Genomic DNA, 13,526 nt, shown 5'->3' on the forward strand with positions numbered 1-13,526 from the left:
GCGAGGCGTAAGTGGGCTAGAGCTTGACTTTGCCCATGATCAGGTCGATCAGTGGCTTGCCCGGCGCGTACGACCCGGTCACCGACGCCATCGTGTGTCCGGTGTCCACCAGTAGCGTGATGCCGCTGATGCCAGAGGCGGCGTCGCTGTTGAGGAACGCCATGACGTCGCCCATCTGCTCGGGCGTGTGGACCTTGGAGCCGGTCTCATCCCGGTAGTCCTGGGCGAAGGACAGCCACAGGTCCGCGTTGGCCTGGGCCAACGGGGTGTCGGTCGGGCCGGGGCAGATCGCGTTGATGCGGATGCCCTTCTTCAGCAGCGGGTAGCCCTGGGTGGCCACGTACTGGTTGATGATCTTCTTGCTGGTGCCGTAGTGAATGATGCCCTCGGACTCGTGGGCCTTGGACCAGGCCTCGGCCGCCGCAAAGTCCGGCGTGGCCAGGAACTCGTTGATCAGTTCCAGGTCGTTCTCCCAGCCCATGCCGGCGACCGACGAGATGAAGCAGATCGCCGAGCCGTTGGGCAGCTGGTTCTTTTCCAGCAGCCGCTCGATGAGGTGGCGGTGGCCGATGAAGTTGATCTTCAACAGGTCGGTCGTGCCGTCGGCCACCCCGGCTGCGGAGAAGAGAGCGTGGATGGGCCCCTCGATCTGCTCGAGCGCGGCGTCGATCGAGGCAGGGTCGCGCAGGTCCACCTGCACCGCCTGGGCGACGTCGTAGTCCACCGGCGCGTAGTCCAGCACGATGACTTCGGCGCCGAGCTCCGCGGCCGACTTGGCTGCGGCCGCGCCCATGCCGGTCGCGCCGCCGACAACGAGTGCGCGCTTACCGTCGTAGCGCAACCGATCGACAATTGACATGGAAATCCCCTTCTCATTCACCGCTAACCCGGTTCTAATGGCCCAACTGTATGGGTGCCAGTTATTTGGTTCAATACCGGGGGCGGATTGAATTTGGTCTTACTTGCTGCGTACCGCGACACCGCGCAAAAAGGTGTCTCGGGTGTGTACCAGCGCCGCCCGCTTGCCGACGGCGCGAAGAATGTTTTCCGGTATCCACTGCAGGCCGATGACGCAACGGGCCAGCATCGCGGTGGAGGGAGCGTCAATGTAGATCTCGTCCGACCGGATTCCTTCGGAGAGCAGTGATTTCATCTGTCGTAGGCGCGTCGTGTAGGACCAGCCCGGGTTGGCCGTCGGCGGCGATTGCCGCATCCACGCCAGCTGAATGCGGAACTCGTCGGAGAACTGGTCGAGCGCGTTGACGTTGACCCAGCACAGTGCGTCCAGCTTCTCCATGGGTGTCGCGTCGGCGCGCAGCACACTCACCCAGCCCGCCTCGACCTTCTGCCCAAATGAACGCATGATCGAGTCCAGGAGTTCGTCCTTGGACCCGATCACTCGGTAGACCGTTCCGGTGCCAAGGCCGGCCGCCGATGCGATATCCCGGATCGTGGTGACTTCGTACCCTTTGCGCCCGAACTCCGCTCGCGCGACCGCGCGGACATGCGCCGCCTTGTCGCTGGGATCGGCGGTGCTGTCGTCGGCCCACGTCTTGATCGCGTCGTTGGCGGCGCTGATGGCATTCGACCGGTCCAGCGCTGAATCGGTGGGCGTCCGAATTGCCAATCCTTGCAAGATGATTCGGCACAACAACTCGGCCACCTGGTCGCCGGACGAATTGTGGCGCATCACATCGAGCCCGACCTGCAGCATGGTCTGGCAAATACGGTCGGCCAGGATGGGCAGGTCGATGTCGGGCTTGATGTAGCCGCTCCACCTGCCGGCGCGCAGCGTCTGCAGCATCGCCTCTTGAATTGCGTTGGGGCGCTGACGCGTCAGCGCCATCAGTTCGGGATCTGTGCTCGGTCCTTCGTAGAACGACATCTGCAGCGCAGCCCGATGTTGCACGGCGCAATTGGCGATGGCCGATCCCAGGTCAACGATCTTCTCGTATGCCGATCGCGAGTCGGCTTGGTCCAACCTCGCCTGCGCGTTTCGGCCGATGCGATCCAGATCCTCCTGGTAACGCCGGATCAGCTCGACAAGGATTGCCTCTTTGGATTCGAAGTGGTGATACAAGCTGCCCGGCAGAATTCCGGCCGCATCTGCTATCTCCTGCAACGACGTTCGCAATCCCGACGACGCGATCAACGACGCCGCGGTCTGCAGGATCTCGGTGCGCCGGGTGCCGACGTCGTCGCCGCTCTGATCTGATCGATCGGTCGCCGGCCGCCTGCCCTTCGCCAGTGCATCGGCTTTGGCCATGGCTAGCCAGTCCTCCCAGGAAAGAGACCTGAACCAAATCTTTGGTAAAGGCTATCAGACTGCCACCTTGGAAACCCGCAGCTTAGGGCGGTGACGAACCCATTCTAGAGGGCAGGACCGTCCCAGCGGTCCAGCGCGACCACTTCCTCGACCGGCCGGCGGATGGCCGGTGAGAATGTGTGCCCGGCGCGTAGCCGCCCGACAGGTAGCAGGCAGCCCTGGGTGTAGGTCGCCGGGATGCCCAGCAGTTGCCGCACTTCGCTCTCGTACTGCAGGTGCAGCGTCGTGATGCACGTCCCGTAGCCCCGGGTATGCAAGGCCAGCTCAAAGTTCCACACGGGCGGGAAGATCGAGCCGTACAGCGTCGCCAAGTGGAACGATTCGTCCCCGTCGATGCGTGGCAAGTACGGCTCGTAGCAAGGGATTACCAGCAGTGGCACCTTTGCCATATTGACGACCAGCCACTCCGTCGAGGACATCAGGCGGGTCGCGGGGGTGCCGGCCGGCATCTTGTCGGCGAACAGCTCGCCGCCGACGCGCAGCAGGTATGACTTGCGGTAGAGCTCGGCGATCTCGGTCCGCAGCGCGGGGTCGGAAACCACCAGCCATCGCCACGCCTGCTGGTTAGAGCCGTTGGCGGCCTGCAGGCCGATGCGCAAGCACTCGCGGATGTCGGCGTGGTCGACGGGCGCGTCCAGGTCGAGCGTCTTGCGCGCCGAACGGGTAGCGGTGAGCAGGTATTCGATGTCCATCATCGACCTCTGTTCTTCAGGCGCGCACCGAGTTCGGCGAGATACCGGTCGGGGCTGCCGAGAAGCTCGCTCCAGCTCAGCAGGCGCTTGAGGTAAAGATGAGCATCGTGTTCCCAGGTGTAACCGATGCCGCCGAACACCTGGATGGCGGTGTCACCCACGGTCGCCAATCGCCCGGCGAACGCCTTCGCCCGCACCGCGGCAAGATGCCGTTCGCCGGATGCGGAGTCGGCCCCCGGGGATGCGACGTCGGCATCGGCGGCCCACAGCGCGTGGATTACGCCGCTGCGCGCGAGCTCGACGGTCTCGTACATGTCGACGCACAGATGCTGGACCGCCTGAAACGAACCGATCACTTGACCGAATTGCCTTCTGACTTTCGCGTATTCGACCGCGAGGTCCATGACCGCCCGTGCGGCGCCGAGCGCGTCTGCGGCGGTGGCAATCAGCACATCGTCAATCACCGCCGCGACGTCGTCTGACGAAGCCACAGCCAAGCGACGCGCCGGCGCCGCGTCAAGCGTGACGCGAAACTGCTTGCGCGTCTGGTCGATACCGCGCTCGGGTGCGAGCGAAACTTTGGCCGAGTCGGCATCCACCGCGAAAAGCCCTATGCCCCTTGAGTCCTCGGCAAACACCAGCAGGATGTCGGCCGCCGCGGCGTCGGGCATGCCGGCGATCTCGCCGCGCAGCACGGTCTCGTCACCTTGCTCGTCCACCTCTACGGCGGGGTTCGCACGACTCAGGGAGACGGTGGCGATCGTGGTCCCGTCGGCGATCCCGGTCAAAATTTTGCCGGCATCGCCGTTGGTGCCGAGCCGGGTCAGGGCCCGCGTCGCCGCGACGGCGGTCGACAGCCACGGCCCCGGGTGCAGGGCGGCGCCGAGTTCTTCGGCGACGATTCCAGCCTCGACCATGGTCATGCCGGCTCCACCGAATTCCTCCGGCACCAGCAGCCCGGTCGTCCCGAGGTCGGCAAGACCGCGCCACACCGCTTCGTCGACGCCGGTCGGGTCGTCGAGCAGTCGGCGCACGTGGCCCGAAATCGGTGCCCTCTCAGCAAGAAAGCGTCGCGTCGTTTCGCGCAGTGCCGCTTGTTCGTCGGTGAGTTCGAGGTTCATTTGCGCGGCAGCCCCAGTACCCGCTGCGCGGTGATGTTCTTGGTGATCTGAGTCGTACCCCCTGCGATGGTCAGTGCGCGCGACGTCAGGCGGTAGTTCGCCCACGGAGCATTTTCGCCGCGGGCACCCAGCACGTCGAAGGCCAGCGCAGCCATCTCCTGTCCGATCTCACCCCACACGGATTTGGCCAGGCTGGCCGTCCCAAAGGCCGCATGTTCTGATCCGCCGTGCAGGGTCGCTGAGATGGATCGCTGGCACAGCACCTCGAGATACTTGATGCGAAGCGCGATTTCGCCGAGGCGCCGCAAGGTCACCGGGTCATCGAGCAGGTCGCCCTGCGCGGCGATGTCATCCACCAGTTCCTCCAGCCGCACGTGCATTTCGGTGTACAACCGCGCGGCCCCGGCTCGCTCGTGGCTGAGCGTGGTGGTCGCCACCTGCCAACCCGCATTGAGCGGTCCGAGCAGGGCGTCGGCCGGCACTCGCACATCGTGAAAGAACACTTCGGCAAAATCTGTTTCGCCGTTGAGCGTGACGAGTGGTCGGACCTCGATGCCGGGCAGCCTCATGTCGACGATCAGGCAGGAGATCCCCTTGTGTTTCGGGGCCTCTGGGTCGGTGCGCACATACAGCTGGCACCACTGCGCCCGATGCCCGAGCGACGTCCAGATCTTCTGGCCATTGACGACGAAGTCGTCGCCTTGCGGACCGGCACTGCGCACCGCCCTGGTGCGTAAGGAGGCGAGATCGGACCCGGCTTCTGGCTCCGACATGCCCTGGCACCAAATGTCGTCGGCGCGCATCATCCGGGGGAGCAGCGTCGTCTTCTGAGATTCAGTGCCGTACTGCATGATGGCCGGAGCGATGTTGTTCATCCCGATGACGTTGAGCGGCATGGGAGCCCGAGCCCGGGTGGTCTCTTCGGTGTAGACGAGCTGCTCGAGCACGGTCGCCCCTCGACCGCCGTATTCCCGGGGCCAGGAGACGGCCGCCCAGCCGGCGTCGGCCATCGTGCGATTCCACTCGCGCTGTTTCTCGAAGGCCGCGTCGTCGGAGCCGGAGAGGCGTCGAGCGGCGATCAGCTGACTGGTCAGATTCGCGGACAGCCACTCGCGTAACTGGGTGCGGAACTGCTCCACTTCCGCGGGGTACGAGAAATCCACTGTTCTTGACTCTGGTCCCTGGTCGTTTAGCCGGACTCTACGGTTGTGCAGTTAGTCGGTCAACAATCTCGATGGCGGCGAGCAAACATCAGCGTGTGTTGCGTTGGGGTTCAGGGAATGCGACTTTTGTCTCTGCAAGGCTTTGTCCTGGCATCGCGTTGACGCCGCGTCGTTCGCATACCTCGAGCACCTCGTCGACGATCGACGTGGGCACGAAGAATTTGTCCGTGGCTGACATCTGTCCGAGATGCGCCTCGATGTCTTCTGCCGTCGGTTCGCTCCCGGCGTCTGCCAGCCACCCTTCACTCAGCCCGACGAACACCCGCGCATAGCGTCCGGCGGCGGCCGAGTAGTTGCGGTGCGAGAACGTGCAGGCACGGCTTGCCAGAAAGCTGACCAGGGGGACGACCAGTTCGGGACGGATCGCCCGCATAAATCCGGATTCGGCGAGAAACTTCTCGTCGCCGACCGTCTCGGTGACCATTCGCGAGAAGCCAGTGGGCATAACCGAATTGGCGAGTATTCCGTGCGCTTCGCCCTCGATCGCGATCACGTTCGTCAACCCCACCAGGCCGGCTTTCGCCGCGGCGTAGTGAGCCTCCATCGGCTGGCCGAAGATCCCGGCGGAGGACGAGATGAACACGAATCTTCCGCCCCCGTTGTTCTTCATCACTCGGTAGGCGGGCTGCGAGAGAAAAAAGCCGCCGTCGAGATGCACGCGCAGCATTCGAGTCCACTCGTCGAGCGAGAGGTCTTCGAACGGCACGCTGCCGAAGATCCCCGCATTGCTGATGACCGCGTCCAGCCGCCCGAATGCGCCGACGGCGGCGTCGACGATGGCCTGGCCGCCCCGGGGGCTGTCCACCGAGTCATGCGAGGCGATCGCCGTGCCGCCCGCCCTCTTGATCTCGTCGACCACTTCGTCGGCGACCCGCGAGTCGACACCTTCGCCACGCATCGAGCCGCCAAGGTCGTTGACGACGACCGAGGCACCACGGCGCGCCAAATCCAGCGCGTAGAGCCGACCGAGTCCACGTCCGGCACCGGTGACGACGGCCACCTGACCGGTGAAGTCAATCATGGTGTGCTCCTGAGCAGGGACAGCCGACTGCCTGATTGATTGGCCGCGGGTGGAACCGGACCCTACGCCGGAACAGATATTTGGTCAAGCGTCCGGGAGGGCTCGCTGGGAGCCCTCTTTCCGGGCGCTTGACGCCCGGGAAGCTTCCCGGGTCAGCCTCTGAACAAATCTTAGGTTTACTCTTGACCGTGCCGACGGAGATGGGTGTGTCCAACGAGCGCGCAACGATCGTCGTGCCGTGCCGACAGGCTCACCATCGCGCCGCGACGCGGTGCGCCATGTGCACGTCAAGGCACCACCCGGACGTTGCATGTTGCCAATCGGCTAGTTTCCAGTAAGGCTCTCCGGTGGGATGAGTCACACGAGAACGAGTCAGAAGAGGGCTGAACAAAAATGGCTGACACTGTAAAGGTCCGGTTCGAGCCGAAGATGATGATCGACGGCAAGCTCGTCGACGGCCAGGCCGGCAGCTTTACCAACATCAACCCGGCGACCGAAGAATCGCTCGGCGAAGTGTCCGACGCGTCGAAAGAGGACATGCACCGGGCCATCGACGCCGCGCGCCGGGCGTTCGACGAGACCGACTGGTCGACCAACAAGGAGCTGCGCAAGCGCTGCCTGCTGCAGCTGCACGAGGCGATCGAGTCCGAGAAAGACGAGCTGCGCGAGGAGCTGATCCTCGAGGTCGGCTCGCCCCGGGCCATCACATTCGGGCCTCAGCTGGATGCTCCACTGGAAGACGGGCTGAAGTACCCCGCACGCCTGATCGATGAATACGCCTGGGAGACCGACCTGGGCGACAAGGTGATCAGCCTGACCGGCACCCTGACCACCCGCAAGGTCTGGCGCGAGCCGGTCGGCGTGGTCGGCGCGATCGTGCCGTGGAACTTCCCGTTCGAGGTCACCCTCAACAAGCTCGGCCAGGCGCTGGGCACCGGCAACACCGTGGTGCTCAAGCCCGCACCCAACACCCCGTTCAATGCGAATCGGCTGGGCCGATTGATCGCCGAAAAGACCGACATCCCGGCCGGTGTCGTCAACGTCGTCACCGCCTCGGACCACTTCGTGGGTGAGGAACTGACACTGTCGCCCAAGGTCGACCTGATCTCGTTCACCGGCTCGACGGTGGTCGGCAAGAGGATCATGGAAAAGGGCGCGGCCACCATGAAGCGGCTGTTCCTCGAGCTCGGCGGCAAGTCGGCCTCCATCGTGCTGGAGGATGCCGACTTCGGCACGGCTTGCATGGTCGGCATCGCGCCGTGCATGCACGCCGGTCAGGGTTGCGCCAACCCGACCCGGCTGCTGTTGCCGCGGTCGCGCTATGACGAGGGTGTCGAGATCCTCAAGAACATCTACGAGAACGTCACATGCGGCGACCCGCAGGACCCCGGGACGCTCTGCGGCCCGGTCATCTCGCAGCGGCAGTACGACCGGGTCACCGGCTACATCCAGAAGGGTGTCGACGAGGGCGCCACGGCGCTGGTCGGCGGCCCCGGCGCGGAAACCGGTTTCGACAAGGGGTATTACGTCCGGCCAACGCTTTTCATCAACGTCGACAACAAGATGACCATCGCCCAGGAGGAGATCTTCGGCCCGGTGCTCTCGGTCATTCCGTTCGACGACGAGGAGGACGCGATCCGGATCGCCAACGACAGCGTGTACGGGTTGGCCGGCAACGTGTTTGCGGGTTCGCTCGAGCGCGCGCTGTCGGTGACCCGCCGGATCAAGGCCGGCTTCATGGGCGTCAACGGCGGTGCGCCGTACGGCGCCGACACTCCGTTCGGCGGCTACAAGGAGAGCGGCATCGGCCGCCAGAACGGCATCGCCGGGTTCGACCAGTACACCGAGATCAAGTCGGTGGCCTATCCCGCGGTGTAGGGGACCACTAGCGCCGAGATTGCCGTCTTGGTTGTTGTTGTGGGCACGATCGCGACCGTGACGGCAATCTCGGCGGCACCCGACGCCGGCGCCGCATCTTGGAGCGATGCGCGTGAACCGCGAGTTTGGTTCGGCGTCTGGCTGTACAAAAGCATCGCGTCGATGCCGTTGAGCCGCTTTACTCCACCATTATTGTCCCGGTAAATCATTTGCAATTCTGCGACGATGTGAGGCATTCGTGTGCGAGCACGACCAGCCGAGTCATGCTTTTGTTGGGGTCTTTTTGCCAGTTGCCGATGATCTTAGCGACCATTGAGTCATAGGTATTCTGCTGCCCTTGCGTCAAACCCCAGTAACGTAGGTTGAGCCCGCCGATTTGCTGCGCGGCCAGGTGCTGCATCACGTAGATGACTTTGTCGTCGTTGTTGAAGTCTCCGGTACCGATGGGGCCTGTGTTGATTATGGTGTTGGGTTTCGCGTCTTTGGCCACCGCGTAGGCGGCAACGAACGTGTTGAATAGGTCGTCGAGCGTGTCGAGCTCGGTTTGCTGCGCCGTTGTGATCTTTTCCACCGCGACGGCCAGCACGTTCAATTCCTGGTTAGGTTTTTGGGGGTAGAGAAGCTTTTTGACCTCGTCCAACGACTTGGACTCCCACCCGCTCCCATAAAGCTGTTTATCGAGCTCGATCGCGCGGTGGACCTTCGTGAGGACCAAAGGTGTCGGATTGCTCCCCAACGGGCCCGGTTTGCCGTGATCGCGGGTCGTGTATCCAATAGCGGCCGCATCCGCGAGCTGAGGCATTGACAGAGCCATGGTCTCTTCTTGGACCATCCCATCGCCGAAGACACCGCCGCCCAGGTCATGGTTAGCGAAATCGACCCAAATCTCGTCGGTTGGCTTGTAGTCATAGAGACCCTGAGGCTCGGCCGTCACGGTAACGTTATTGTTTTTGAAGTTATCGGGGAAATACTTCGGGAAATACTTGGGGTCAGATGGCTTTTTTGAAGTGTCGAACTGATAGTTTTCTGGGTGTGCCAGCCCCACCACGGCTGTTTCGCTCTTCCAAGGCGCTGGTGGCAAATTGTCGAAAGCAGCCTTAAGGATAGAGGCCTTCTTAGCGTGTAGCTTATGCGGTGAGGGGTCCTTCGCTGCCTCTTCGTCAAGTTTCTTGATCTCATCCGTCAGCGGTGTCGGAAACGGGATGGTGACCGCGGCGGTAGCTGCCGATTCGGCAGCTGGGTCTGCCAACGAGAAGCCAATCGGTGCGAAGCACGTCACCGCGGCGAGCACCACGACTCCCGATCCAAGCGCCAACGCTGATCTAAGAAAACGTCGACAGGACTTTGGCGACTCCATTACTACTCCTTGATCGTCGGACGCAGCCACCTGTTTGACCACGTCGAGAGCGTACGCGCGCGTCGCCAAGCCCAGGCTGGTTTTGAGGATTGCGACAATGGCGGTTTGGGAGCGACATATCATTACCGGGGAATGTCGCTTGAATTTTGCCCTTCTCAACCAGCCCAACACGTTTTGTATGTTGATCGCGGGTTGAGCCCGAGTGGTTTTCCGCGCAGGTCCTTTCCGCTCCCATCGGTCAACTCCACGAGTTCGCTAATGTTTGTCGGCATCCAGGTCGTGACAGTTCAAGACGCCCATGTCCGTACTCCGGGACACCACCCCCGCTTCCGGGCCGCCCAACGCGCTGGTTGACAATCGTCTGAGCGCGTTGGTTGACAACCGTCAAAGAATCACACGGTCAAAGGAGACATCACCATGGCTGAAGCAGTCATCGTCGAGGCAGTGCGCTCACCGGTGGGCAAGCGCAATGGCGGGCTGTCGGGAGTGCACCCGGCCGAACTGTCTGCGCAGGTACTCAACGGATTGGTCGAGAAGGCCGGCGTCGATCCGGAACTCGTCGACGACGTCATCTGGGGATGCGTGATGCAGGCCGGCGAACAAGCCCTCGACATCGGCCGCACCGCGCTGTTGACCGCCGGCTGGCCAGAGACCGTGCCCGGCGTGACCGTCGACCGCCAGTGCGGATCCAGCCAGCAGTCCATCCATTTCGCCGCGGCCGGTGTGATCGCCGGGCACTACGACGTCGTCGTCGCCGGCGGCGTCGAGTCGATGTCGCGCACCCCGATGGGGGCATCGCTGGCCAACGGCGGGCGGCCCTACCCCGAGCGCTTCCTGTCGCGCTACGAAGGTCGGATCCCCAACCAGGGTCTCGGCGCCGAAATGATCGCCGAGCAGTGGGGACTCGACCGCGTCGCGCTCGACGAATTCTCCCTCGCATCCCACGAAAAGGCCGCCGCGGCACAGGATTCCGGTGCGTTCGACGACCAGATCGTGGGTATCAAGGACCAGGACGGAAACGCGGTCCTCAAGGACGAAGGCATCCGCCGCGGCACGCCGATGGAAAAGATGGCGTCGCTGAAGCCCGCCTTCAAGGAAGACGGCGTGATCCACGCCGGTAACTCCTCGCAGATCTCCGACGGTTCGGCCGCGCTGCTGTTCATGTCGGCGGAGAAGGCTAAGTCGTTGGGGCTCAAGCCAATCGCCAAGGTACACACCGCGACGCTGGCCGGAGCCGACCCGGTGATCATGCTGACCGCGCCCATCCCGGCCACCCAAAAGGTGCTGAAGCGCTCCGGGCTGAGCATCGGCGACATCGGGGCGTACGAAGTCAACGAGGCGTTCGCGCCGGTCCCACTGGCCTGGCTCAAGGACATCGGTGCCGACGAGAACAAGCTCAACCCCAACGGCGGTGCGATCGCGCTGGGCCACCCGCTCGGCGGTTCGGGGGCGCGGATCATGACCACGCTGCTCTACCACATGCGGGACAAGGGAATTCGCTACGGCCTGCAGACGATGTGCGAGGGCGGCGGTCAGGCGAACGCGACCATCGTCGAGCTCCTGTGACCGATCCCGGCACGCAGCCGGCGGTGCTGGTCGGCCGCTCCGGCGACGTCTTGATCATCACGATCAACAGGCCGGAGGCGCGCAACGCGATCAACGCTGCCGTCAGCATCGGCGTGGGCGAAGCGCTGGAAGAGGCGCAGAACGATCCCGCCGTGCGAGCGGTGGTGATCACCGGTGCCGGCGAGAAATCGTTTTGCGCCGGAGCCGATCTCAAAGCGATCTCGCGCCGGGAGAACATCTACCACCCCGACCACGCGGAGTGGGGCTTCGCCGGATACGTCCACCACTTCATCGACAAGCCGACCATCGCCGCGGTCAACGGCACGGCACTGGGTGGCGGGACCGAGCTCGCGCTGGCCAGTGATCTAGTGGTGGCCGACGAGCTCGCCAAGTTCGGCCTGCCGGAGGTCAAGCGCGGTCTGATCGCCGCCGCCGGCGGGGTCTTCCGGATCATGGATCAGCTGCCACGCAAGGTGGCGATGGAGCTGCTGTTGACCGGCGAACCACTCACCGCCTCCGACGCCTGGGAGTGGGGCCTGGTCAACCAGGTCGTCAAGGAGGGCTCGGTGCTGGATGCGGCCCTGGCCCTGGCGGCGCGGGTCACCGTGAACGCGCCGCTGTCGGTGCAGGCCAGCAAGCGCGTCGCCTACGGCGTCGACGACGGCGTCATCGTCGGCGACGAGCCGGGCTGGGACCGCACGACGCGCGAGATGCAGACCCTGATCAGGTCCGAGGACGCCAAGGAAGGCCCGTTGGCGTTCGCGGAGAAACGCGAACCGGTCTGGCAGGCGCGCTGAGCGGCCGCTAGCCCGCCAGGGCGTTGACCCCGAGCCGAAACGCCGAGGGCAGCAGCTGGCCGGCGGGCACAATCGCGCGGCGCAGCGGGCGCGGCGCGCTGGCCAACACCAGCGCCCGGGTGAGCAGCCGGTAATTGCGGGTGATTCGATGCCACGCCGCCTCGTATGACGCCGGGGCATCGTCGGCGATGGCGTTGACCAATGCGCCCGCTTGCTTGACCGCGAGGCTGATGCCTTCGCCGGTAAGCGCGTCTTCATAGCCCGCCGCGTCGCCCACCAACAGCACCCGCCCCGCGACCCGGCGGGAAACCACCTGCCGCAGGGGGCCGCAGCCGCGCGCCGGGCCGTGCTCGGCAGTGCCCAGTTGCCGGACCAGCCACGGGAACCAGGCCAGGTCGGGTCGTCCGCGAGACAGGATCGCCACGCCGACCAGATCCGGCTCCACCGGCGTCACGTATGCCTCACCCCACCGCGACCAATGCACCTCGACGAACTCCGACCACGCGGGCACCTTGAAATGCCGGCGCACGCCGTAGCGCCGCGGTTTTCCGGCGGTGGCCGTGATCCCGACGGCGCGCCGCACCGTCGAATGCAGACCGTCGGCCCCGACCAGCCACTTCGCGCGCACGCCGGCGGCCGTCACCGAGTGCGCGTCCTGCTCGATGGTGGTCACTCGTGTCTGGATCCATTCGGTGTCTTGCTCCTTGGCCCGCGCCGCCAGCGCGGCGTGCAACGTGGTGCGTCGCACGCCGCGGCCCGCCCCGCCGCGAAACCGCGCCTCGGCGCGGTGACACTCGCTGACGTAGGCGATCCCGTGGAAGGGCATGCCGACGGGGTCCACACCGAGCGAGGCCAATTCGGCGAGTCCGCCCGGCATCAGACCTTCGCCGCACGCCTTGTCGATGGGGCCCTCGCGTTGCTCGGCAACGATGACCGAAAGTCCAAGGCGCCGAGCGTGTAATGCCGTGGCGAGTCCTCCCGGGCCGCCGCCGACGATCAACAGGTCGGTGTCGAAATTCGTCACGTGTAGCCCAGTGCCGAATTCTCGACCCGGATGCGCACGCTGAGCAGGATCGCGTTGGCCAGCGTGAAAATCCCCGCGGTCAGCCATGCGGTGTGGATCAGCGGCAGCGCGATCCCTTCAGCCACCACGGCAACATAATTCGGGTGGTGCAGCCACCGGTAGGGGCCAGCGCGCACCAACGGCTCCTGTGGCAAGACGATCACCCTGGTGTTCCAGCGGCGACCTAGCGTCGTGATGCACCACCAGCGCAGCACCTGGCTGGCCGCCGCCACCGCCAGCATCGGCCAGCCCAACCATGGGAGGAACGGCCGGTGCAACGCCCACGGCTCGACGACGCAGCCGACCAGCAACGCGGTGTGGATGATCACCATCACCACGTAGTGCGGCCGGCCAAACTCCTTGGCGCCCTGAGTAAAAGACCACTGGGCGTTGCGATTCGACAGCACCAGCTCGACGACGCGTTCGATCCCGACCGCGAGGATCAGCAGGTAGTACATGTCCCTACTCTCTCGTGAATCGCG

At 64.6% G+C, this 13,526-nt stretch carries 13 protein-coding genes; 3 read left to right on the top strand and 10 right to left on the bottom strand.

Annotated elements, in window-relative coordinates:
• Positions 1 to 16: 16 nt before the first annotated feature.
• The 6 genes from MNAB215_RS17255 to MNAB215_RS17280 form a co-directional block, all read right to left on the bottom strand.
• Complete coding sequence (locus tag MNAB215_RS17255; RefSeq protein ID WP_077079910.1) at positions 17 to 859, bottom strand: SDR family oxidoreductase; 843 nt, start codon at positions 857 to 859, stop codon at positions 17 to 19.
• 99 nt (positions 860 to 958) lie between these two features.
• Positions 959 to 2,266 (bottom strand): TetR/AcrR family transcriptional regulator, encoded by a 1,308-nt coding sequence (locus MNAB215_RS17260; protein WP_077079911.1) that lies wholly within the window; start codon positions 2,264 to 2,266, stop codon positions 959 to 961.
• A 104-nt stretch (positions 2,267 to 2,370) separates the two neighbouring features.
• Positions 2,371 to 3,018 (bottom strand): nitroreductase family protein, encoded by a 648-nt coding sequence (locus tag MNAB215_RS17265; protein ID WP_077079912.1) that lies wholly within the window; start codon positions 3,016 to 3,018, stop codon positions 2,371 to 2,373.
• Positions 3,018 to 4,139 (bottom strand): acyl-CoA dehydrogenase family protein, encoded by a 1,122-nt coding sequence (locus MNAB215_RS17270; RefSeq protein WP_077079913.1) that lies wholly within the window; start codon positions 4,137 to 4,139, stop codon positions 3,018 to 3,020. The genes MNAB215_RS17265 and MNAB215_RS17270 overlap by 1 nt, the downstream gene beginning before the upstream one ends.
• Positions 4,136 to 5,302, bottom strand: coding sequence for an acyl-CoA dehydrogenase family protein (locus MNAB215_RS17275; RefSeq protein ID WP_077079914.1), 1,167 nt, complete (start codon positions 5,300 to 5,302; stop codon positions 4,136 to 4,138). The genes MNAB215_RS17270 and MNAB215_RS17275 overlap by 4 nt, the downstream gene beginning before the upstream one ends.
• An 88-nt stretch (positions 5,303 to 5,390) precedes the next feature.
• On the bottom strand, positions 5,391 to 6,383 hold the full coding sequence (locus MNAB215_RS17280; protein WP_077079915.1) for an SDR family NAD(P)-dependent oxidoreductase: 993 nt from the start codon (positions 6,381 to 6,383) through the stop codon (positions 5,391 to 5,393).
• A gap of 393 nt (positions 6,384 to 6,776) precedes the next feature.
• Between MNAB215_RS17280 and MNAB215_RS17285 the strand changes: the two genes are divergently transcribed.
• On the top strand, positions 6,777 to 8,261 hold the full coding sequence (locus MNAB215_RS17285) for an aldehyde dehydrogenase family protein (RefSeq protein ID WP_077079916.1): 1,485 nt from the start codon (positions 6,777 to 6,779) through the stop codon (positions 8,259 to 8,261).
• On the opposite strand, the gene MNAB215_RS30040 is transcribed toward MNAB215_RS17285, so the two are convergent.
• Both MNAB215_RS30040 and MNAB215_RS17295 read right to left on the bottom strand, forming a co-directional pair.
• Positions 8,246 to 8,497, bottom strand: coding sequence for a hypothetical protein (locus MNAB215_RS30040; RefSeq protein ID WP_131829138.1), 252 nt, complete (start codon positions 8,495 to 8,497; stop codon positions 8,246 to 8,248). The two genes, MNAB215_RS17285 and MNAB215_RS30040, sit on opposite strands and share 16 nt — an antisense overlap.
• A complete protein-coding gene (locus MNAB215_RS17295; RefSeq protein ID WP_165691584.1) occupies positions 8,467 to 9,660 on the bottom strand; it encodes a hypothetical protein in 1,194 nt (397 codons plus the stop codon). The genes MNAB215_RS30040 and MNAB215_RS17295 overlap by 31 nt, the downstream gene beginning before the upstream one ends.
• Positions 9,661 to 10,035: 375 nt before the next feature.
• Between MNAB215_RS17295 and MNAB215_RS17300 the strand changes: the two genes are divergently transcribed.
• On the top strand, positions 10,036 to 11,184 hold the full coding sequence (locus MNAB215_RS17300) for a thiolase family protein (protein WP_077079919.1): 1,149 nt from the start codon (positions 10,036 to 10,038) through the stop codon (positions 11,182 to 11,184).
• A complete protein-coding gene (locus MNAB215_RS17305; protein WP_077079920.1) occupies positions 11,181 to 11,981 on the top strand; it encodes a crotonase/enoyl-CoA hydratase family protein in 801 nt (266 codons plus the stop codon). Before MNAB215_RS17300 ends, MNAB215_RS17305 begins: the two co-directional genes overlap by 4 nt.
• Before the next feature lie 7 nt (positions 11,982 to 11,988).
• On the opposite strand, the gene MNAB215_RS17310 is transcribed toward MNAB215_RS17305, so the two are convergent.
• Positions 11,989 to 13,005, bottom strand: a complete 1,017-nt coding sequence (locus MNAB215_RS17310; RefSeq protein ID WP_077079921.1) for an NAD(P)/FAD-dependent oxidoreductase — start codon at positions 13,003 to 13,005, stop codon at positions 11,989 to 11,991.
• Entirely contained in the window at positions 13,002 to 13,502 is a 501-nt protein-coding gene (locus MNAB215_RS17315; RefSeq protein ID WP_077079922.1) for an isoprenylcysteine carboxyl methyltransferase family protein, read from the bottom strand. The genes MNAB215_RS17310 and MNAB215_RS17315 overlap by 4 nt, the downstream gene beginning before the upstream one ends.
• Between the last annotated feature and the right edge of the window lie 24 nt (positions 13,503 to 13,526).

Source organism: Mycobacterium numidiamassiliense (assembly GCF_900157365.1).
In the GTDB taxonomy this organism is placed as follows: domain Bacteria; phylum Actinomycetota; class Actinomycetes; order Mycobacteriales; family Mycobacteriaceae; genus Mycobacterium; species Mycobacterium numidiamassiliense.